16 protein-coding genes and 1 pseudogene are annotated in these 21,103 nt (G+C 34.1%); 9 read left to right on the top strand and 8 right to left on the bottom strand.

Going from position 1 to position 21,103, the window contains the following annotated elements; genetic code table 11:
* Nucleotides 1-281: 281 nt before the first annotated feature.
* Nucleotides 282-1,814: a hypothetical protein gene (locus AAGD65_RS04930; protein ID WP_264683299.1), complete on the bottom strand. Its 1,533-nt coding sequence runs from the start codon at nucleotides 1,812-1,814 to the stop codon at nucleotides 282-284.
* Between the two features lie 179 nt (nucleotides 1,815-1,993).
* Between AAGD65_RS04930 and AAGD65_RS04925 the strand changes: the two genes are divergently transcribed.
* From AAGD65_RS04925 to AAGD65_RS04910, 4 genes are all read left to right on the top strand, one after another.
* Nucleotides 1,994-3,271, top strand: a complete 1,278-nt coding sequence (locus AAGD65_RS04925) for an adenylosuccinate synthase (RefSeq protein ID WP_264683300.1) — start codon at nucleotides 1,994-1,996, stop codon at nucleotides 3,269-3,271.
* 158 nt (nucleotides 3,272-3,429) lie between these two features.
* Entirely contained in the window at nucleotides 3,430-5,559 is a 2,130-nt protein-coding gene (locus tag AAGD65_RS04920; protein WP_341810904.1) for a hypothetical protein, read from the top strand.
* 71 nt (nucleotides 5,560-5,630) lie between these two features.
* Entirely contained in the window at nucleotides 5,631-5,894 is a 264-nt protein-coding gene (gene infA, locus AAGD65_RS04915) for a translation initiation factor IF-1 (RefSeq protein ID WP_052264695.1), read from the top strand.
* Nucleotides 5,872-6,462, top strand: coding sequence for a Maf family nucleotide pyrophosphatase (locus AAGD65_RS04910; RefSeq protein WP_264683304.1), 591 nt, complete (start codon nucleotides 5,872-5,874; stop codon nucleotides 6,460-6,462). Before infA ends, AAGD65_RS04910 begins: the two co-directional genes overlap by 23 nt.
* On the opposite strand, the gene AAGD65_RS04905 is transcribed toward AAGD65_RS04910, so the two are convergent.
* Nucleotides 6,449-8,449, bottom strand: coding sequence for a hypothetical protein (locus AAGD65_RS04905; RefSeq protein ID WP_264683306.1), 2,001 nt, complete (start codon nucleotides 8,447-8,449; stop codon nucleotides 6,449-6,451). The two genes, AAGD65_RS04910 and AAGD65_RS04905, sit on opposite strands and share 14 nt — an antisense overlap.
* Nucleotides 8,450-8,829: 380 nt before the next feature.
* Nucleotides 8,830-10,167, bottom strand: a complete 1,338-nt coding sequence (locus tag AAGD65_RS04900) for an alanine/glycine:cation symporter family protein (RefSeq protein ID WP_264683308.1) — start codon at nucleotides 10,165-10,167, stop codon at nucleotides 8,830-8,832.
* Between the two features lie 387 nt (nucleotides 10,168-10,554).
* Here AAGD65_RS04900 and AAGD65_RS04895 point away from each other — a divergent pair, with 387 nt between their 5' ends.
* Together AAGD65_RS04895 and AAGD65_RS04890 are read left to right on the top strand one after the other, a co-directional pair.
* Entirely contained in the window at nucleotides 10,555-10,782 is a 228-nt protein-coding gene (locus AAGD65_RS04895; RefSeq protein WP_064085506.1) for a hypothetical protein, read from the top strand.
* Between the two features lie 77 nt (nucleotides 10,783-10,859).
* Nucleotides 10,860-11,750 carry a hypothetical protein gene (locus AAGD65_RS04890; RefSeq protein WP_264683311.1) on the top strand — a complete coding sequence of 297 codons (891 nt, stop codon included), beginning with the start codon at nucleotides 10,860-10,862 and terminating at the stop codon, nucleotides 11,748-11,750.
* 144 nt (nucleotides 11,751-11,894) lie between these two features.
* Here AAGD65_RS04890 and AAGD65_RS04885 read toward each other — a convergent pair whose 3' ends face one another.
* From AAGD65_RS04885 to AAGD65_RS04875, 3 genes are all read right to left on the bottom strand, one after another.
* Nucleotides 11,895-12,398: a protein-disulfide reductase DsbD domain-containing protein gene (locus AAGD65_RS04885; protein WP_264683312.1), complete on the bottom strand. Its 504-nt coding sequence runs from the start codon at nucleotides 12,396-12,398 to the stop codon at nucleotides 11,895-11,897.
* Nucleotides 12,399-12,685: 287 nt separating this feature from the next.
* On the bottom strand, nucleotides 12,686-14,344 hold the full coding sequence (gene groL, locus AAGD65_RS04880) for a chaperonin GroEL (RefSeq protein ID WP_264683314.1): 1,659 nt from the start codon (nucleotides 14,342-14,344) through the stop codon (nucleotides 12,686-12,688).
* Nucleotides 14,345-14,433: 89 nt separating this feature from the next.
* Entirely contained in the window at nucleotides 14,434-14,724 is a 291-nt protein-coding gene (locus AAGD65_RS04875) for a co-chaperone GroES (RefSeq protein ID WP_007302813.1), read from the bottom strand.
* Nucleotides 14,725-14,836: 112 nt separating this feature from the next.
* On the opposite strand from AAGD65_RS04875, the gene AAGD65_RS04870 reads away from it, so the two are divergent.
* The 3 genes from AAGD65_RS04870 (at nucleotide 14,837) to AAGD65_RS04860 (ending at nucleotide 16,673) form a co-directional block, all read left to right on the top strand.
* Entirely contained in the window at nucleotides 14,837-15,634 is a 798-nt protein-coding gene (locus AAGD65_RS04870) for a YgfZ/GcvT domain-containing protein (RefSeq protein ID WP_006012580.1), read from the top strand.
* Nucleotides 15,635-15,814: 180 nt separating this feature from the next.
* Complete coding sequence (locus AAGD65_RS04865; RefSeq protein ID WP_264336399.1) at nucleotides 15,815-16,162, top strand: transposase; 348 nt, start codon at nucleotides 15,815-15,817, stop codon at nucleotides 16,160-16,162.
* 10 nt (nucleotides 16,163-16,172) lie between these two features.
* The gene (locus AAGD65_RS04860; RefSeq protein WP_306794344.1) at nucleotides 16,173-16,673 is read left to right on the top strand and encodes an IS630 family transposase; all 501 of its coding nucleotides are present in this window, start codon (nucleotides 16,173-16,175) and stop codon (nucleotides 16,671-16,673) included.
* On the opposite strand, the pseudogene AAGD65_RS04855 reads toward AAGD65_RS04860, so the two are convergent.
* Nucleotides 16,670-17,709, bottom strand: a pseudogene (locus AAGD65_RS04855) (IS481 family transposase). The gene AAGD65_RS04860 and the pseudogene AAGD65_RS04855 overlap by 4 nt on opposite strands.
* A 123-nt stretch (nucleotides 17,710-17,832) precedes the next feature.
* On the bottom strand, nucleotides 17,833-21,096 hold the full coding sequence (locus tag AAGD65_RS04850; protein ID WP_264683318.1) for a UvrD-helicase domain-containing protein: 3,264 nt from the start codon (nucleotides 21,094-21,096) through the stop codon (nucleotides 17,833-17,835).
* Between the last annotated feature and the right edge of the window lie 7 nt (nucleotides 21,097-21,103).

The following is a 21,103-nucleotide window of genomic DNA, read 5'->3' as shown; positions in this document are numbered from 1 at the left end:
TTTTTCTTGCAAGCATAATAGTTTCGTATACATAATGAAACCAAATGGTATTTTTAGCTTGATAACAGAGGAAAATAAAGAGGGCTTGGGTGTAACACTCAAATAATGATTTACCTTATGGATACCGCTAGAAAAGTTGACTAAGGTATACAATTCTCTCTGCGTCAAGTTACTCAAGATATCGAATCTACAAACGCTTTGGATTGAGTGTGTTTGGTCAATTTGAGTGCTTTAAATGAAAGGCGAAAATTGAGCATACTACGCCTCTGTACACAGTATCTTTAATGCAAATGCCCATGTGATTCCATAGATAATCTCTGTTTTTTTATTTTATCTGTCCATTTATCATTCTCTATATCTTGTTTGTTGGTTGCTCTTTTTTCTTGCTCAACAATTGCCTTATCTATCTTCTGATGAATTGCATCAATTGCATTAATTGCATTTTTTTCTTTGTATACTTCGCTTTTTCCTTCAACAATTAAATTGGTAAAAATATTTACAACAAACTGCACTTGATTATGATTAACCTGACCTTTTATCGAAGAAGGTAAAGAGTTTAATTCCATCAATACTTCTGATGCTGTTTTATCTTGAGTGGAAAGCCCTAAATTATCTGCTACTTCACTTATTAATAACTCTCTGTTTTCTTTATTATCTTCCAATTTAGTATAATCACGCAGTAGATCCATAACTGAAGATACTCTGACTTCAATAATATCATCAACATCTTCACCTCCTAGAGCAACTCCTGATCCCAATAACCTCCCTCTGAGATTTTCGCTTAAAAGATAGATAAACTCTTTATTTGCATCCGATCCTGTAGTAGATATTGTACCATCTAAATAGTTGTTTACTTTGATTTGAGTACCTAAGCTATGCTCTATTTGTATTTTTGCCTCAGGTTTAAATCCTAATTTTGCACAGAATTTCTGAAAATATTCTTTAATAGTGTCAAACAAGGTCTTGCCATTGTCTTTATAGTTTTTCAACTCTTCAGGAATAGTAAGTGATAATTTACCATCTCCATATTTTACAAGGTCTTCACCATATTGAGACTCAAGTGTAAATTCTAATGAGCTGGATAGGTCACATATTTTCTCTTCCGGATTGTCAATCGTGGTTATAGGTATTGCCATATCAGACGTCACTTTTATGCGGTTGTGGTCAGTGCAGTAAATGTTTAGCACTTTTTTAGGACTGTGTGGAGTTAAATTACAACTACTGAGTGCGGCATGAGATTCATTAAATATACCAGCCCCATACCCTGCTTGATTACAATTGGTGACTAACTCTTCTAAAATAGCATCACTTGGGATTTCTGCTTCAGCGTATCTAAACATTTCCTTAAAAATTTCCTTTGCTAATGAACGGTAATCTTTTTTGGAGAATAGATGATAAGAGCTTCTCCCTGCGTTATAAAATCTCTCAAATTCCTTTCTATATTCATCAATTTTTTTTTCATCAGCAACTGTAGGGCTATTACAATGATTTTCCCAAACTTCAGATAGTCTATCTTGATCAAGCTCCTTAAGTACTGGTTCCATAAAAGCTTTACCTTCTTCAGAGAGGTTATCAAAATTATCACGGTTAAAAATCTCATTTTTATAATCTTTAGCTCCTTCCTTAAATGCAATAATAAAATTTTTATCTATTTCTTTTTCATTAATAATAAAATTCATTCTTTGAAAATCTAAGAACATTGTTTCACCGGAATTCGCTAATTTATTATCTTGATCTGCTCTTAATTTACTAAAATTGAATTCTTTAGCTGTGGCCTTTAATCTAACTACCGGACTCTTTTTTGCCTCTTTCATAATTAACACCTTACTATAAATATGCTGTAAGTTGTACCATATAATGATGAATAATTTTATAATATATAAAAAAGTCGATAGTCTATTTCTTTATTTTAGGGATATAGGAAAGGCGTAGATTTCTCTTTTCATTTGTAGCATGCTGCATTAATATTTACGTATTAATCTAGAAAATAGTGATGAATAATATTGTAATTGTTGGTCTGCAATGGGGTGACGAAGGCAAGGGTAAAATAGTAGATTATCTTTCTGAGAATGCAGATGTAGTTGTGAGATTTCAGGGAGGAAATAATGCAGGGCACACTATAGTAATAGATGATGAGGTTTATAAATTAAATTTACTGCCCTCTGCTGTTTTGAGAGCGGACAAAATATCTATTATAGGAAACGGTGTTGCTCTTGATTCACATGCTCTAGTCTCAGAAATAGAGTCATTGAAAGTTAAAGGAGTGGACGTAAACTATAACAACTTGATGGTATCCGAGAGCTGTCCATTAATACTTAGCGTACATAAGGACAAGGAAAAGCTATTTGAAGATTTAAACGGAAATCACAAAATTGGTACAACAAACAAAGGGATAGGGCCATGTTATGAAGATAAAGTTGGCAGGAGAGCTATACGCCTTTGTGACTTAGAAAACACAGATGAGCTCAATCAAAGAGTGGATGCTCTCCTGAGTTACCATAATGCTATCAGAACAGGACTTAACTACCAGGTAGTTAAAAAAGAAGAAATATTAAAGGAAATTCAAGAGATTTCAGAAAAAATTCTTTTATATAAAAAACCTGTGTGGAAGATACTAAATGATTTTATGAAAGAAGGTAAGAAAATAATATTTGAAGGCGCTCAAGGCGCATTTTTAGATATCGACCACGGAACTTACCCTTTTGTTACTTCAAGTAATACTGTAGCATCGCAAGCGATAACAGGCTCAGGATTATCCTACAATGCTCACATTATTGGTGTAGCAAAAGCGTATACAACAAGAGTGGGTAATGGTCCATTTCCTACTGAACAAAATAACGAAATTGGAGACAGCTTATTTTCTATAGGTAAGGAACTTGGAACAGTAAGCAATAGAAGAAGGCGCTGCGGATGGTTTGACGCAGTTTTAGTGCGCCAGGCCGTACAACTCTCTGGAGTTTCAAGCATTGTATTAACCAAATTAGATATTCTTGATTCTTTTGATACTATTAAAATAGGCACTGGTTATAAGTATGGCGGAAAAATGTATGATTATTTACCCGCATCACATTCAATACAAAAAGAATTAGAGCCAATATATGAAGAATTTCCTGGTTGGAAAGAGAAAACTCAAGGCAAAAGGTCAGTTAAGGAATTACCTGCAAATTTGATGAAATATGTGAGAAAAATAGAAGAATTAATAGGTGTACCAATTCATCTAATTTCAACCAGTCCAAAAAGAGAGGATGTTATTAAGCTTAAAAATCTATGAAAACGCCTTGTTAACTTTTATCTAATAAAAAACGATACTTGTGTGACTTCAAGCAATCTATTATGCAAAGTAGCAGCGTAAACGTACAGTGAGCAGTGTGATTTTTCTTAAATACATGTTGATTGTTATAATATAAACATAGTTAAAGGAGGCGTATTATGATTGCAGGTTTGACTAAGGGAGACAAAGCAGTAAAAGCGGAAAAAACAAGTGACCAGCTGAGAGAATTGTCAGTTGCAGAATATGTAGTTAAGTCAATACATGACTTGCAAAAATTGCATAATAGATTATGTTCATCACAGGGCAACAATTGTGTTAATGATAGAGAGAAGTTTGTCCAAGATAGTGATGGGCTTGGTATATTTCAATTTCTCAAAAGCTATATTAATGATGCAGAAAAAAATGAGCCTTCCATTAAGAACCTTACTATAATGAAATTTCTTCGCTCAATTATAGAAGATAGGGAACTGTATAAAAAGTTATGCAGTTTCGATGATTTTCTCGATTGTGAGTTAGAAAATTTGAGAGATAAGATAAGCTTATTAGCGCTTTTGAGAGAAAAGATGGACTTTGCTGATATACAAAAAGCTTATGATAATTGGCGTTTTAATGATCTAATAGGTGATAATGATTTTAAGCGAATGTACGTGGATCAAGCAGTAAAAGAAAGAGAAAAGCCTGTTAATGAGGACTTTGAGAAAAATATAGGTAAATACATAGAGTTAGTAAAGGAAGGAAAAGAAGTTGCAAGTAGGTATTTTGGAAAATGGAAAGAGGACTTTCAAGTTTACTGTGAAGAAATTGACAATAATAATAAAGTTTTGAATATTAACCTTACTCATTACGACAATAGTGAGCCAACAAAGATTAGTGACGTTTTACAGCAAGAGAAAGATATTAAAGAACTGAATATCTATTGCAATAAAAAACATGAAATACACGCTCATAAAAAAGATAAGAAAAGATATTATGAATTTAAAGAAGGTGCATATTATGAAATGACAAGCACTTGGCCTGCAAAAGATGGATCAGGAATGTGTACCATGATTATGAATGTGAGTAGAGATGGCATAACTGAAATACTAAAATTTAATGGTGAAGATTTTGTTTCATCGAAGGAGATTCTAGAATTAATAAAGCAAAACGATGAATTATATATTCAAGGTCTCTCCTTATACGATGCTGTAATGGAATCACTAGAAGAGAATAGGGCTACTCCTATTAATCTTTACAATGAATCTATGGTGGCTTATCAAGGTAAGGAACCAGAGGGGAAGTTAGATCATAAAGTTGATGCTGATAATAGCCTTCCTTCTTCTCCTTCTATTAATAGCAATGCATTGGAAGCCAATTTACAGCACACTGAAACTCAACCAGAAATTGCTTCACAACAAATAACTGATTTACAAAACAGTTTTGGAAAAGAAGAGCGAAAAAACACGGAATTGCAAACTGAACTGGCACAAAAAGATGAAAAGTTAGCAAGTGTGTTAGCAGAGTTACAAGAGAAAGCACAAGAACTTAAAAATGTATGTGAAGAAAAAGGAAAGCTAGAGGGTAAGCTAAAAGGTATTAATACAGAAAAGAAGGAGTTAGAAGACAAATTAAAAGAAGCAGCACACATAATGAAGGAAAAGGAGCAGTATGTAAGCAATTTAAAACTTCAAGTGCAAGAGTTGAAAGATGAGCATAAAGCACAACTGGAATCTTATGAACAAGGGATATGCAAACTAGCATGGGAAGTTGAAGAGTTAAGAAGCAAGCTAGAGTGTGAGAATGAATGGGATGATAAAGTTGTAGAAATAGCTGATGGACTGGGAGAAAAAATTCATGCTGATGAACAAAGAAGCCTCAATAATCAATTTTATACTCCAACAAGAAATATTTTTAATGAGACTAATAATGAGTCTTGTGTTCCACTGGAAGAAAAGATGACGTTACTCAGATCTTCAAGCTCTGATGGCGGATATGGTAGTGATAATGGTTTATCTTCTAACATGAGTTCTATTGAACAAAGAAGCTTCAATCATCAATTTTATACTCTAGCAGGAAACGTTTTTAGTGAGCCTGATAGTGCCTCACAAAAGAAGACAGAGTTATCCAGATCTTCAAGTTTTGATAGTGAACTTGATAGCGATGAGGAAAATTGTGATAATGATTTATCTTCTAACATAACTTCTATTGAGAAGGTAGTAGAGAGTAGAAGCGTAGGTAGCTCGCTTTCCTCTTGCATTGTTAAGGAGATGATTGGAGTTAAGTTGCAAGAGCAATACTCAAGTAGAGTATAAAAATCTCCTGTATTGATAATAATTTAAAATCTATAGTAGACTGAAAAAGATTATTAAATTATAATACGACAATGATAAAAGAAGACAAATCAAAAACAATTTTTGAAGTGGAAGGGGCAGTAACTGCTTTACTACCTGCAGCAGAATTTAGAGTGAAGCTGGACAATGAACATGAGATTATCTGTCATGTATCAGGGAAAGTGAGAAGAAGTAAAATACGCATAATTATAGGCGATAGGGTGTTGGTTGAGATGAGTGTTTATGATAGGAATGCAAAAAAGGGTAGGATAATTAGAAGGCTTAAAGGTACAAGTGACAGAACGATCTCTAAATAATCTTATTCTTGCTTCATCATCGAAAAGGCGTATAGCTTTACTAAAACAAATAAATATTGAGCCAGGTTTAATTTTGCCAGCAGACATAGATGAAGTTCCTTTAAAAAAGGAACTTCCAAGAGATTACTCAATCCGTATGGCAAAAAGTAAAGCTGAGAAAACACAAAGTTCAAATCCAAATTACTTTGTGCTTGGTGTTGATACAGTTGTTGCTTGTGGTAGAAGGATACTGCTCAAAGCTGAAAACGTTGAGCAAGCAGAAAAATGCGTTCGCTTGTTATCAGGAAGAAGGCATAGAGTATACACCAGTGTGTGTTTATTAACTCCTGATCAATCTAAACAGCATATTAGGACTGTAGTTACAATAGTGAAATTTAAGCGTCTCAGCGAACAAGAAATTAAATATTATTTAGCATCAGAAGAGTGGAAAAACAGGTCAGGGGGGTGCAACATACAAGGTCTTGCAGGAATGTTTGTATTATTTTTACGTGGCTCATACTCTTCTGTAATAGGGTTACCATTACATGAAACCCATTGCTTGCTAAGTAATTACTTTAACCTATACTAATACCATTGTCCTTTTTTTGTTTTTCTTCAGCAATAAGTTTAGCCCAGATTCTATTTCTATTTGCTAATGCAATTCTATTGCGATCAGGACTATCATTGCGTTCTGTTAAAGTATCTTTTCTTTCCTCTTCTACTATTCCAGCTTTCAGTTGTGCTGCATCTTTTTCTAGCAATTTATATAGTTCGCTATTTTTGTCTATAGTCAGATTAGTATTATCATTTTCTTGTTCTGCCACTTTTCTTTCTAATAACTTACGTACAGGGTCATATTTTTTACCTTCTTTTATTTCTTTCAACATACTTTCTGAGAATAAATCTTTAGTAGCCTGGTGTGAAGGTTCTCTCAATCCTTTATTCAATTTTTCCAATGTATCTTTTGGTTCAATGGTTTCTAATCTCTTCTCTAATTGCTCAGAATTGACCTGAAAATTATAGTGGCTAGCGTAAGTTGGAGATGAGTAACCTGAGTCGTTTGTTTTTATGTCTGTTAAGCTGTATTCTAGCGATTCATTTTCTTGTAATTTATCTTCGGTTTCTTTTTGTTTATCGTTTCCTCTTTCTTCGTTTTCCTTAGTGCTAAGATAATCTTTTTCTTGTTTATAATCTGATTGAGGATTTGAAAGCGTTATATACTCATCTTCGTTATCGCTCCAACCATCTTCGAAGTCAGAAAATTCTTCATCATACTCACTTTCACTACGTAATAACTCATTTTTTGCTTTCCATGCAAGAATCGAAGCTACATCATTTAGTGGTTGCTTATTTCCAGTATTGCGTGATTCTTTAGCGTTTTCATACTTAAATGCATCTTTAACTTTTTTGAATGCAACGTCTTGTACTGGTGCAGCGCTTTCAGTAGTTGTAGGATCAAAAATTGCACCTTTTTGCCGATTATTAGATATTTGCTCACTTTCATCTGATTTTCGGCTTCCAGGTACAGCATGTCCAAATGTAGCAAATGTAGGATTGTCATACCGTTCATCCTCTTGTGTATTATCTTGATTGTAGATTACAGACTTGGTGAAAATAGTACTGCTTGAAGAAGCATCAGAATATGGAGAATTGTAGTTATTTCTACTATTAATCCGTATTGGCTGATACTCATCTTTTTTCTGATTATTAGGTAATGAACTAGCTCTAGGTGGCAGTGACGGTGGAATCTTTTTAGCAGATGCGTTATTAGAATTTGTAGTGCTAGTCGTTACATGCTTAAACTCAACTTCTTGATCTTGAGTAGCTTGAACGCCGATACCTTTACTAATATCACTTTCTATGAAAGTTTCAGATGATTGTTGATTCTCTTGTTCTTGTCCTTTCTCCTTGAATTGTATTTGATATAGGAATAAGCCACCTATTTTTACATCTGTGTTTGCTTTTAATTGTTCCTCAGTAACACCATTACGTTCAGTTAGATCTACACCATCTTTATCAATCTTGATTTTGATAGTACATTTTTTTCCATTTTTGTCATGCCAATTCAAAGTCATTTCATATGAACCATCGGTTACAACATAATGCCTTATTCTTTTCTCTCCTTCTTCGGCAACAAAACCGTGCATTCCGCTCTTTCCATCACTATGCAGCGTTGAAAATCCCGAAATTCCTTTCTTCTGACAAAAGTCACTATTTAAAAACTCGCTGATTTTAAACTCTTTTTTGTCATCTCCCAGTGTAATACTTGCGTGATCGCCATATATTGAAACTCCTGCGATATCATCAACATACTCTTTTAACCTTGCTTTAACTTCACTTTCAAGCTTTTGTTCGGCTTTCTTTATCTTGTTCTGCTCTGGAAGAATAACTTCATAAGCTTTATTTTTGTCTTCATCTGTCTCCAAATTCCAGATGGGGTGCTTTATTAGAAACTTTACTGCATTAAAACCAACTCTGGAATTATAAATTGGGTCGTCTTCCTTTTTTATTTCATCGAATAAAGTAAAAAATCCTCGAATGAATTCATGATATTGTTGTGTGCTTTGAGTATTCATATTTTCCCTCACTAATAACCCTCTGCCTTTTAGCCTTAGCTAGTACAATTATTACGGGAATTGATTTAGTTTTTATTAAAGAAGTTGTATTGCTAACGTGATGACATGAGCTATTTTATGTTCACATCAAGCAATTTAAGTTGTCATTCCAGTCTGGAATCTAGATTTTTCTAGACTTGATCCTATAGTCAAATTCATAACTACAAACGTTATAATATAAGAGTAATTTTCACCAAAAAGTATGTCATTCTAGTAGCTGACACTGGGATCCAGTCGCACTCAGTTAGTGAGCATAAAATTATTATGTTAAAACATAACATTTTTGATGAAGTTCATGAAAGGCTGGATTCCAGACTGGGATGACAACTTAAAATATTGCTTTAGCTCTGTTTTTGCAACTTCAAGTATTTGCTACTCATAGTAAATACTTCTGGATCTTGAGAAGTGAGCTTGAGTATAGCAAGTATGTTAATAAAAAGCAAAGCAGCAATCGAGATATCAGCTATATCCCAGAGTAACTTAACTCCACCAATTGCACCAAATGGAATGATTAAGGTAAAAACTACAGTCCAGATTTTGGTGTATTTATTATCCATAGATACATAGCGTATTGTTTGTTTTGAACAAAAAAACCAAGTAAAAATAGTAGTAAATGCAAAGCAAAACATTATGGTCATAATAAAATAGTCAATATAGGGCCAATTCATAGCTTTTCTAAAAGCAAATATGCACATGTTAGTGCTCTCTAAATCAGTAATCCAAGAATCTGTGACAAGCAGTACCATTGTTGTAATGAATACTATGAGTGCAACTATAAAAGGAGATATTATTGTGATTAGACTCTGTTCAATGATAAATTTATTGTTATTTTTTTTAGGAGTAATCGAGGAGTGTACAATTCCTTCGAGGCCAAGTCCTATATCTGTTGCAAAAATACCTCGCAAAGTTCCAACTTGAATAATAGTCAACATTTCTAAAATTAAACCTAAAGATAAACCAGAGTTAAAGCTACTAGTTGTAAAAAAATTGCTTGTTATTAGTTTTAGAGAAGGAAGAATATTTTCACTAAACTTAAATAATATGATACCGCAAAGTGTGAGGTAACTTACCGTCATTATCGGTATCATAGCCGATATAAAAATTTTAATTTTTTTTAAGCTGAGAGCTGCAACAACAAAAAATATTATGGCCATTACAATGCCGCCAATGACTACAGGTATATCTACCATGCTGAGTGGTATTGATAGAGAATTTACCTGAACAAGGTTACCAACTGTTATTGAAACCATCATCATAATAACTAGAAACACAACTGTAGCTTTTCTAGAGTTAAATGCATCAGCCATGTAGGCTACAGGTCCACCTATAAACCGTCCATTTTTTTCTTTTCTGGTTTTTATACTTAGGTAACAAGTAACATATTTTATCACAGAAGTAACAACAATAATTATTGCCATCCATAAAATGGATCCCGGTCCTCCGGTTTTTAGAGCAACAGCAGTTCCTGAAATGTTTCCTACTCCTAAATTTCCCCCTAAGATTGTAAACAGAGCAGCTATAGAAGAAAATTTATTTTCTCCTCTTTTAGCTCCAATAAGTGAAAGGGCATACGGTAGTCTAAATATCTGCAACCATTTTAGTTTAACCGATAGGTAAACACCAGCAACTAGTATGAGTAGTATTGTTGGCAGTAATAAAACAAACTTTACTGTATCCATCTGTAAAAGAGAGATTTTTACTTGAGTATATAGCAAAAGTTGAAAAATACCTAACCTATTTTCTATGTATGACTTCGGTTCCATTATTCTAGCACCTCTTATCTTGTCATACCAATCACAACTGTATGAACATTGTAATATGGTACAATGTTAAAACAATGTCATTCCAGACTGGAATCCAGAAAATGAACAATGGATCCTAGTTTTAGCTACTCGGATGATAAGAAAAGGATACTTGAATGACAAGAAAGGGGACACTAGAAAGAAATGGGTGTCATTCCAGTGCTTGACACTGGGATGGCTTTGTTGCATCACTCAAGAGAAAAGAACTGGCAGTTACTGACAAAATTCATTATAGAATAGCCATTTAACCATTGAAGAAAAAATATGCCACAGCAAATGAAAGTCAGTAACTGCAATGAATATAACAAATTTCTCCAAGAAAGAGGAAATATTTTTCATTTAGGCAAGGTGTTGATAAGAAGTTTAAGCTACAAGAGCATTAAATACACTGATGAAGTACGAGAATATCTAAATCACATATTGAAGCAACATTCAACAAGTGTAGATGGAGCACAAGCACAATCTTTAGCAGGTGAAAAGAAACAACTATAGTTTTCGTTATTGTTTAGTGTTGACCTAGAAGGTCAACACTGATATATACCTCTATATAGCTAATGTGTGGAGGTAATATGGTGGTAGATAATCCAAAAGCAGTTAATAATCAGAATTATTTTGATAAAAGTAATCGTTTTTATTTGCGCTTAAAAGATAATTTTTTTAAAAATCTGAGCCCAGATAGTAAAGTATCTATAGATTCTGAAGATAAGAACGAAGAAGTTAGTATTGATGATGATGAAGTGTGGTTTAAACACTTTTCTACTGTGGTTCCTAGTGAAGAAGGACAGGAAAAGTATAGATATGAAGTTAATGGCAGGTATGAATACAAGTATGCCAATAAGTACGATAGCAAAAATATTGTAGGCAAAATTGCTAAAAAAATTGCACAAGATGTAATTGAAAGTATAAAAGACAATACTTTAGAATATATAGAAATTAAAGAAAGTAGAAAGAAAGGTAAGATTAAGCCTGCACTCAGAATTATGCTTGGCGATCCTACAAAATCAATAAATGTGGTTGATGTTTTAAATAGTGATCTATGCAGAAAATATGGTGTAGATGGAATTACATTATTACTGCCTAGTAAAAGCAAGTGTGAAACAAGGGGAATACGCTGCAGAGTTGATGAGAATGGAGTAAGAATTTATGAAGTAGCTAATGGCTCATATTATATGAATTTAAATTGGTATGTTGAGGGGAAAGAGTGTAAAATGAAAATTAGCATTAGCGATAATGGTCCTGTAGAGTTTATTGAAAGCAATGGTGTTACTTGGGATCAATTAGCTGCACATAAAGAAGTAAAAGTAGGAAGACAATATGAAGCGAAGCCTTTATATGAAGCATTGTCATGTTTAAAGCGAGAAGGCTCTGAAGTAATAAAAGGATTTTATCCTCCAACAAGTGTGGAAAGCATACAAATTACTACAGGAGTTAATAAGCAAGCAGCTCTTTCAAAGTTATAATTTTCGTTATTGATTGAAATGAAGCCTTTTGGGGACCAAAAGGCTTCATGATCGAAATTTTTGGAAAGATCTTTATTGGAAAATTCAGGGACAGGAATAACATTTTTAAGCTATCGTATAACTATCACTTGCTCGCTGGGAGCTCTATTTTTCATACCACTCATTTATGAGTTTATTGATATCAGAATCTATAAAATCCTTTAGTGGTTGACTGGTTTTTATCTCGGCATTTTTAGGGATACACCTATCTTTACATATTGCGTACTTTATATGAAAGTTAATATCAGCGTATTCCTGATTTGGAATGATATTGGTTTTAAAGGGAAATAACACCATATCTTCATATATGTTACTAATAAATGTAACTTCCCCAACTTTATCTTCATGTTCCTTGGGAGTAGGCCAATGAATATCTATATTTGATATGTTACCCTGACAGTCAAAGGAAGTAGGAAGGCCGAAATCTCCAGGGTCTTTGTAATATATATGCCAACCTGGTTTTATTGTAACCTTTATTGCGCCTTCAATGGTAAGGTTTGCTTTATTTACCTTACCAATGAGCAGATCAAATTTTGCAACTTCTTCTTCAGCGCACAATTCAGTGCAAGAAAAAAGTAAAAGTAGGATTGAGTATATACGTATTTTCATAAATACTCTATTTATGAAGAAAATAATTTAAGTTCTATCTATTATAATAAAAATATTATATAAATCATTTGTTAATATAATATTATGCTAATACAAATATACTAGCAATTATAACTTTAATATATTATTTTTTTATTTTTAAGCAGTTATAATATTAAAGAGACGTAACAAATATAAATAGTAGTGGCTTTGCATAGAAAATCACAAATTTATTTCCTTTATAAATGTAAGACTTTTTAGAACTAGAAAGATACCTTGGAGCAAGTTGCTCCAAGGCTCTTGTTTACTTAGAATCCACCCATTCCGCCCATTGCTCCTGCACCCATAGGTGATGAAGCATTTTCTTCTTTGTTTGGTAGATCAACTATCATAGATTCAGTAGTAATAAGTGCGCTTGCTACAGACACTGCCGTTTCAAAAGCAATACGAACTACTTTTGCCGGATCAATTACACCAGCTGTTGATGCATTAGCGTAGTTCATAGCCTCAACGTTGTATATAAGCTCTTTATCATTCTGCTTAATCAAATAGTCAATTATAACAGCAGATTCAAGACCAGCATTTTTAACCAATCTTTTGATTGGAGCACTGAGAACTTTTTTGACAATGTTGATACCTATTTGCTCTTCATCGCTTGAAGCTTTTAGCTTATCAAGAGCAGATGCAGCGTAAAGAAGTGCAACTCCACCACCGGGAACTATACCTTCTTCAATTGCAGCTCTTGTTGCGTGAAGTGCATCTTCAACTCTATCTCTGCGTTCTTTTACTTCTACTTCGGTTGCTCCACCAACTTTGAGCACAGCAACGCCGCCTGATAATTTCGCTAAACGCTCTCTCAGCTTTTCTTTATCATAATCAGAGGTTGAAGTTTCAATCTGAGATTTAATCTGGTTAACTCTAGCATCTACTCTGTTTTTTTTATCAGAGTCGCTGTCTTCACTAACAATTGTGGTATTGTCTTTAGTGATTTTAACATTTTTAGCAGTACCAAGATCTTCAAGAGTTAAATCTTCCATCTTGATTCCAAGCTCATCTTTTATGACATACTTAGCACCTGTTAAAGCTGCTATGTCTTCGAGCATCTCCTTTCTCCTATCACCAAAACCTGGAGCTTTTACTGCAGCAACTTTTAGACCACGTAATTTGTTGATCACTAAAGTGCTTAATGCTTCACCTTCAACATCTTCTGCAATGATAAACAAAGGTTTACCAGACTTAAAAATAGCCTCAAGAATAGGAAGTAAAGGTTGAATAATATTAAGTTTTTTTTCTGTAATCAGCAAATATGGATCATCAAGTTCCACGCTCATCTTTTCATTATTTGTAACAAAGTATGGAGAGAGATAACCACGGTCAAACTGCATACCAGTTGTAAGTTCAACTTCTAATTCTTTTGAACCCTTACTCTCTTCAACAGTGATGACGCCTTCTTTTCCAACCTTTTTAACAGCATCAGCAATGCTATCACCAATAGCTTTATCACCATTTGCAGAAATTATTGCAACTTGTGCAACTTCATCCATTTTCTCTAAAGAAATTGTGCGAGACATTGATGTAATCTCCTTTAATATCACATCTTTTGCCTTCTGTATTCCATTTTTGATACAAATACGATCATTTCCAGCTGCAATTGACTTTGAAGCTTCCATTATCATATTGCTAGTCAGTATTGAGCATGTTGTGGTACCATCACCAACTTTGTCATTACACTGAGAAGCACTTTGAGCAATGGTGCTTACTATCGCAGAGTGTAATGGTTTTTCAGGCTTTATACCTTTCATTACCTTATAGCCATCCTTTGTGACCTCTGGTCCACCATATGGCTTGCTAATTCCTACTGTATTTCCCCTAGGCCCTGCAGTTGCTCCCACCGTTGAGTCAACCATTGCTGCAACTTCACGAAAGGCTTCTTGCAACTGTTCGCCTGATACTACTATGTTAGCCATTTTTATCACTCCTTAAATTAATAAAAAATTTAGAATATTAAAATACATAATGCACTATATAGCGCATTAGTTTAGTAAAATAGGAATACCTACTTGATAACAGCAAGTAGGTCTGACTCCTTCATCACGACATACTTTTCATTATCATGCTCTACTTCTGTCCCAGCCCACTGCCTGTAGAAAACCTTATCACCAGTTTTTACAGTTAAAGCTATACGCTCTCCGCTTGAGTTGCGTGAACCACTACCAATTGCTATAACTTCACCTTTAGTAGGCTTCTTTTCAGCACTTGATGGTAGTACAATTCCACCTTGTTTTTCTTCAGTAATAGGCTTTATTAGCACGTTATCATCTAATACATTCAAATTTACACTTGACATTTATGTTTCCTCATTAATAGATTAACCTACAATTCTATGTAGTCATCTAAAGGTTACATTTCAAGGGTTGGAGTTAGTAAAAGTGTATAATTAAGGTTTGAACAGAAGTTTTATGGGTTACATACCGCTAGCAAACCGTAGTCTAATATCTTTATACGGACCAGATACGAGAGATTTTCTTCAGGGTGTTATAACAAATGATATTAATAAACTAAGTAGCCAGCAGGCAATTTACTCTTTATTACTCAACCCTCAGGGAAAATATCTGTACGATTTTTTCCTCATTGAGCATGATAAATATATTTATTTGGAGTGTGAAAATGCCCATCTACAGCAAATAATTGAAAAATTAGACTTGCTCAAAACTTACCTTAGAGTGAGGATTAAAGACATTAGTTCACTATATAAGGTTGGAGTTTTGTTTGATGCTAAGTTGGCGAAGTGTAGTAGTAAGTCACAAGTTATTTTTCAAGATCCAAGGCACAAGCTGCTAGGAATGAGGATCATACATGAAGATGAAATAAAAGAACCGGTTGGAGATTTTATTCAGTATGAAAAAGTTAGAATTAAAAACCTTGTCCCAGATGGAGCAAAAGATATGGTGCAAAATTCATCATTTCCGCTGCAATATTTAATCGATAAGATAAATGGTATAAGCTTTAATAAAGGGTGCTATATAGGTCAGGAAGTTGTAAATCGAATGAGCAGACAAGAAAAATTCAGAAGGAAACTTTACCTTGTTGAGGGAAAAAATGCACTTCCAAATATTGGCACTAAAGTAATCAGTGAACATAATGAAGAAGTAGGAGAACTACGCTCTAGTGTCGACAATATTGGACTTGCATTGCTTAATACTGGAAAAAGCCACGCAAATTTATATGTCGGTGGAGTTAGCATTAAGACGTTATAAAATATCTATTCGGGTAAAAGCCCCTTTTTCTTGTTTAAGTGTTTGTGATACTTAGTTAAATTGTTGACTTTTGTACTAGACACAACTTAATCTGACAGACACGAATTAACTGACAGAAGAATTGAGGTATAGTATTTCCTAAAGTAAATGATAAAGGTATAATGAAGTATTTGAGTTATAATGGCATATAGTGTGGATTTAAGGGAAAAGGCAGTATTGATGATAGAAAAAGGGAAGACAAAGGTTGAGATAGCAGAGCTCATGGAGATAGGAATAGCAACTCTGTACCGCTGGTTAAAAAAGAAAGCTGCTGGTGAAAGCCTAAAGCCATCTAAAAACGGTAGCTTTATTCGAAAAATAGACCCAAAAATACTCGAAGAATATGTTACAAAGAATCCAGATCATACTCTGGCAGAGATGAAACAAAATCTTGGATTTGGAATAAATTCAATTTGGTATAGACTAAAACAGCTAAAAATTACTTTAAAAAAAAGTCACACTATATCAAGAGCGCAATCAAGAAGATAGGCAGCAATTTATTGATAAAATCTCAAAAATAGACCATTCCAGCATCTTATATATAGATGAAGCAGGAGTTGATAATAAGTTATACCGAGAATATGGACGTGCTCCAAGAGGAAAGAAAATTTATGCAGATATTCCAGGGAGAACTCGAGAGAGAATCAGTATAGTAGCCGGGTGGATTGGAATGAGATTTATTGCACCAATGACTTTCAAAGGTGGGTGTGACAAAGAGGTATTCAATATATGGTTGGAGAAGATGTTATTACCTAAATTGCCACTTGGCACAACCATAGTTATGGATAATGCTACATTTCATAAGACCACTAAAACAAAATCATTAATAGAGTCTTTTGGCTGTCATGTGCTGTATCTTCCAACATATTCACCAGATTTGAATCCCATAGAACACTGTTGGCATACCATCAAAAGCCGCCTCAGACCTCTAATGTATAAATGTACAGACTTACAACTTTTGGTTGGTAATACCATAATGGAAATTTATCATTCATTTTAGAAAATACTATAGTTAAAACTAATATCAGTCTCTTGTTTAATGCTACTAATATTTTTCTGAAAAGCAATGTGTTTGCTATCAAGAAAAGTTTGCATAGGCATAGCAGTATTTACCTGAGTGAGGCCTGCTCTCATTGTAAGAACGCAACCAATGATCAACATCTATCTGCAGATCTTCCAAAGAATTGTAGATTTTCTTGCGAAAAATAATATTGTAACACTCATCTTGCATAGTTTTATGGAATCTCTCGCATATGCCATTAGTTTGCGGAGTTGGTTTTAGAATATTTTCAATTCCTAAATATAGCTGATAAGCGTGATTTTCTGGTTTGCCACAGTATTCCGTACCCCTATCAGTCAAAATGCGCAACAATGGTACGTTTTGCCCATCAAAGAAAGGTATATTAAGAAGATCTGCTGCAGTAATTGCAGTTTTGTCTGTATAAAGCTTTGCCATAGCAACTCTTGAATAGGTATCAATAAAAGTTTGCTGATAGATTCTTCCTATACCCTTGATATTGCCTACATAATAAGTATCTTGAGAACCTAAATAACCGGGATGTTCTGTTTCAATTTCACCATGTGCTTCCCCTTGTTCTTTAACTTTTTCTAAAGCCGCAAGTTGCTCCTCTGTTAGAATTATTCCATCTTGCATAACTTTTGCCTCAAGAGCCTTCAGTCTTTTTTTGAAGGTCTCAAGGTCATTTCTCAGCCATACAGATCTCACTCCACCTTCAGAGATTATTATGCCCCTTTTTCTAAGCTCATTTGCAGCTCTTTGTTGTCCATATGCTGGAAATTCTGTAGCTATGGCAATTACTGCCCTTTCTATATCTTCGGAAACTCTGTTTGCTAATAGAGGTTTTTTCTTACTTATTTCATGTAATGCTTCTTCTCCTCCATTTTCATATAATTCCTTGAATCGATAAAACGTATCTCTCCATTACTTTGCACGCTTGTGATACATTTCCTAATTGTTTTGCTAGCTCCAATAACCCTAACTTTGGTTTTAGTATTTTTGTTTGTATTGTACTCATTTCTAACACTCCTTTTGTTTGTTTATTATTTTATAACTTACTTTTTTAAAGTGTCAGATCAAGTGTTATTTAGTACAACTAAAAATGCGATTTGACACAGTTTATTTAACACTCCCTTGGAGTTTAGATCAAAGATTGTAAGGTTAAATCTTCCATCCAAATAACCACGCACTCTACCTGCTTATCTGGGTAGACTTCTTGCACTAAGGTTTTATAGATCAACATTTGCTTTTTTATTTCATTTGATGAGGAAATAGAAACGTTATGGTGTGATTTATAGTCAATTATGATTGCTTTGTCTTCTGTTATACACAGTCTGTCTAGCCGCACTAATACTGGTTTTCCGTCAATTGTTCCACTAAGTGGAATTTCTGATTTGCCCTCCAAGTCGAACAGGTAATCATATTTTTCATTAAAGGTTAATATTTTGCTGTAAATTTCATCCTTATCTTCACTAGTGTTTATGCTATCAAGATATTTCCTAACCCAATTTTTTCTCCTGTCTTTCTCTATCTTGGGCATATATTGCAATATACTGTGAATTATTAAGCCTCTTGCATAGCTGTCTGTCGTCCCAATGCTCCTTTTTGTCATTCCAGCATTCTCATCTGTCATCCCAGTGCTTGACACTGGCTTTTTTTCTCCATGTTCCAGCGTTACGTGCTGCAATGACATTGATAGGTTTGATGGAGGTGAAATCACTGGAACATCAAAATAATCACGTTTTTTATAAATAGAAGGGTAGTTTGCATTCATGCATAGCACTTCAACTTTTTCTTTAAATATCGGCTGTAAGTATAGTTTTTTCCTCTCATATAATGCTCCATATTGAATAACTAGATCATACCAAGAGCCCTTTTGCACTGGCTCTTTGCCTAAAATGTATAACTCATCTTCAGCACGCGTAAGTGCCACGTACAGCAAACGCAAATATTCGTTATAATCCTCTAGTTTTTTCTCTCTTTTTACTTGATTACAATAAGCATTACTATTTTTGCCACACCAAAACGGTGCTTCCGTTGCATCAAACAAAATATTTTCGCTGTTTCTTGGTACTGTATTTGTGTCAACTAAAAACACTATTGGAGCTTGTAGACCTTTTGATTTATGAATTGTCATTATTCGTACAGCATTGAGTTCTGATTGCATATCGTTTTTAATCTCAGGATTATTTTCTTTGATCCACTGAACAAATGCTTGAAGAGATGGGTGCTCAAATTGCAATACGAGGTTCATAAATTCGTCTAGAATCTCGAAGCACTCAAGACCTAGCCTTGCAGCAAATTTCTTCTTGCCTGTGCGCAATATATGCGTGAATAGTGTAAGGGGAGATTCTGTCTGAGATAAATTAATTAGATAGTTTAATTCATGAGAGATAATCTCCTGATAATCTTGAAGTTTTTCCCACAACGACTGTTCTTTACGATCGTATGCAATATTGAATAAATCATCCTCAGTGAAGTTAAATAGCGGTGATTTTAAAACATTTGCAAGAGCAAGATCATTTGCCTGGAGGAGCAAAAATTCAGCTAAAGCTATTAAGTCCTGCACAGCTATGTAATCCATAATTCTAAAATAATCTCGGCCTATAACTGGTACATTTACTTTTTTTAGTTCACTTATTATGTAATCAACTAACACATTTCGCTGCCGTACCAAAATCATAATATCCCTTGGTTCTATATGACGATCTTTGGCGACTAAAATCCGCCCTTCGTTTAACCAATTGTGAATTCTTTGGGCTATTGCCTGAGCAAGTAATCGATCTGTTACTACATAATCTTTCCTCTGTGTTAATTGTAAGGCTTGCTGCTCTTCCTCTTTATACTTTGGCAGTAACGGCCAGATTTCAATGTACCCTTGATCGTTTTCTCTATATGGAATATGTTTTATCTTGTTATCATTGAAAGATATTTCTTCACGAAAATTGTTAAATATTCTGTCTACAAGCATCAAAACTTCTGGAGTTGAGCGAAATGACTTTTCAAGTTGACATGATACCCAATCTCTGCCACCGGTTTTCGTGTGAAAATATTGCTGCATGTAATTAAATAGATGGGGATTTGCTCCTTGAAATCTGTAAATTGATTGTTTTACATCGCCAACAACGAATAAAGTTCTCTTTTCGTCACCACCGGTAAAAAATTCATTGCAGAGATTTGTTATAATTTTCCATTGACTGATACTATTGTCTTGTGCCTCGTCAACAAGAATGTGGTCTATTTTTTGATCTAGATTAAACAATATCCAATCTTTATAGCCTGGATTGCTAAGGAGATTTGTTGCTAAATTGATGATATCATCATAATCAAGCAGTGCATTCTTTGATTTTTCACTATTATATAGATCAACATATACTTTAAATATACTAAGTAAACTACTGGTTCTTGCGAATATTTGATAAGAATTTATATCCTTTACATGGGTAAACAATGCATTTTGAATGCTTTCTATCATTTGCTCTACGTCTTCAAATTTTTCCAAAGCACCCTTTGTTATAATGGATGATATGCTCTTTTTTTCGTACGATTCTGATTTGAGAAATACTTTAGCTAAGTTCTCTATCTTGTTATCATCCCAGTGCTTGACACTGGGATCCATATTTCTTTTTTTCTGGATCCCAGTGTCAAGCACTGGGATGATAACATTTGGTACGGACGATTTTGTGCTATTACACCAATCATAAAGTATCGCACTGTAACTCTGATCTCTTTTGCTTCCCTTACTTAATATTTTAGCTAATCTTTTTATCTGCTCAATCGTTTCATTCTGTAAATTGTCAATCTTGTCTGGGACGCTTAGTTTATCTTTGATATATCCTAAATTATTTTCTAGAGCTGATCTCTTTATACATAAGGTATAGAGCAAATCACGCAGCTTATTTTCATCAATTTCAGCTGCAACGATATTGATATCGTCCTGCACAGTTTCGTTATGAAGCGTTTTTTCAAATACGATGGAATGCAATTCTTTACATTCGCTCAACGTACAATTTGGAGCGATACCAGCTTCTGTAGGAAAGCTGGAGATTAATTTGTAACAAAAGGCGTGTATAGTTTGAATATTAAGACCAAGATTTTCCAGTTCAGAAAAAAGCCTTCTTGCTCTTGTTAAATAATCTTTATTTTCTCTGGTCACACACTGGGCTAATTGTTCTAAATCTGTGACCAATATACCCTCTGGACATATTGCCCACTTACTAAGTGTACTGTAAATGCGATCCTCCATTTCATTTGCTGCAGCATTGGTAAATGTTAAGCAGAGAATATTTCTCTTATTCTCTAATAGAAGTCTTAATACTCTGTCTATTAAGATCTTTGTTTTACCTGTACCAGCTGATGCACTTACCCATACAGAGAAGTTAGGATTTATGGCATTTGATCTCATTAGGAGT

This window comes from Wolbachia endosymbiont (group B) of Chesias legatella, assembly GCF_964026945.1.
Taxonomy (GTDB): Bacteria; Pseudomonadota; Alphaproteobacteria; order Rickettsiales; family Anaplasmataceae; genus Wolbachia.
Note: the sequence above shows the minus strand (reverse complement) of the source record. Positions and strands in the feature narration are given on the sequence as shown.

Bases quoted from the DNA above. Each gene is read 5' to 3' on its own strand.
- AAGD65_RS04920 (WP_341810904.1), top strand. From the start codon at position 3,430: ATGATTGCAGGTTTGACTAAGGGAGACAAAGCAGTAAAAGCGGAAAAA.
- AAGD65_RS04875 (WP_007302813.1), bottom strand. From the start codon at position 14,724: ATGTCAAGTGTAAATTTGAATGTATTAGATGATAACGTGCTAATAAAG.
- AAGD65_RS04885 (WP_264683312.1), bottom strand. From the start codon at position 12,398: ATGAAAATACGTATATACTCAATCCTACTTTTACTTTTTTCTTGCACT.
- AAGD65_RS04870 (WP_006012580.1), top strand. From the start codon at position 14,837: ATGGGTTACATACCGCTAGCAAACCGTAGTCTAATATCTTTATACGGA.
- AAGD65_RS04895 (WP_064085506.1), top strand. From the start codon at position 10,555: ATGCCACAGCAAATGAAAGTCAGTAACTGCAATGAATATAACAAATTT.
- AAGD65_RS04865 (WP_264336399.1), top strand. From the start codon at position 15,815: ATGGCATATAGTGTGGATTTAAGGGAAAAGGCAGTATTGATGATAGAA.
- AAGD65_RS04930 (WP_264683299.1), bottom strand. From the start codon at position 1,814: ATGAAAGAGGCAAAAAAGAGTCCGGTAGTTAGATTAAAGGCCACAGCT.
- AAGD65_RS04890 (WP_264683311.1), top strand. From the start codon at position 10,860: ATGGTGGTAGATAATCCAAAAGCAGTTAATAATCAGAATTATTTTGAT.
- AAGD65_RS04850 (WP_264683318.1), bottom strand. From the start codon at position 21,096: ATGAGATCAAATGCCATAAATCCTAACTTCTCTGTATGGGTAAGTGCA.
- infA (WP_052264695.1), top strand. From the start codon at position 5,631: ATGATAAAAGAAGACAAATCAAAAACAATTTTTGAAGTGGAAGGGGCA.
- groL (WP_264683314.1), bottom strand. From the start codon at position 14,344: ATGGCTAACATAGTAGTATCAGGCGAACAGTTGCAAGAAGCCTTTCGT.
- AAGD65_RS04900 (WP_264683308.1), bottom strand. From the start codon at position 10,167: ATGGATACAGTAAAGTTTGTTTTATTACTGCCAACAATACTACTCATA.
- AAGD65_RS04925 (WP_264683300.1), top strand. From the start codon at position 1,994: ATGAATAATATTGTAATTGTTGGTCTGCAATGGGGTGACGAAGGCAAG.
- AAGD65_RS04905 (WP_264683306.1), bottom strand. From the start codon at position 8,449: ATGAATACTCAAAGCACACAACAATATCATGAATTCATTCGAGGATTT.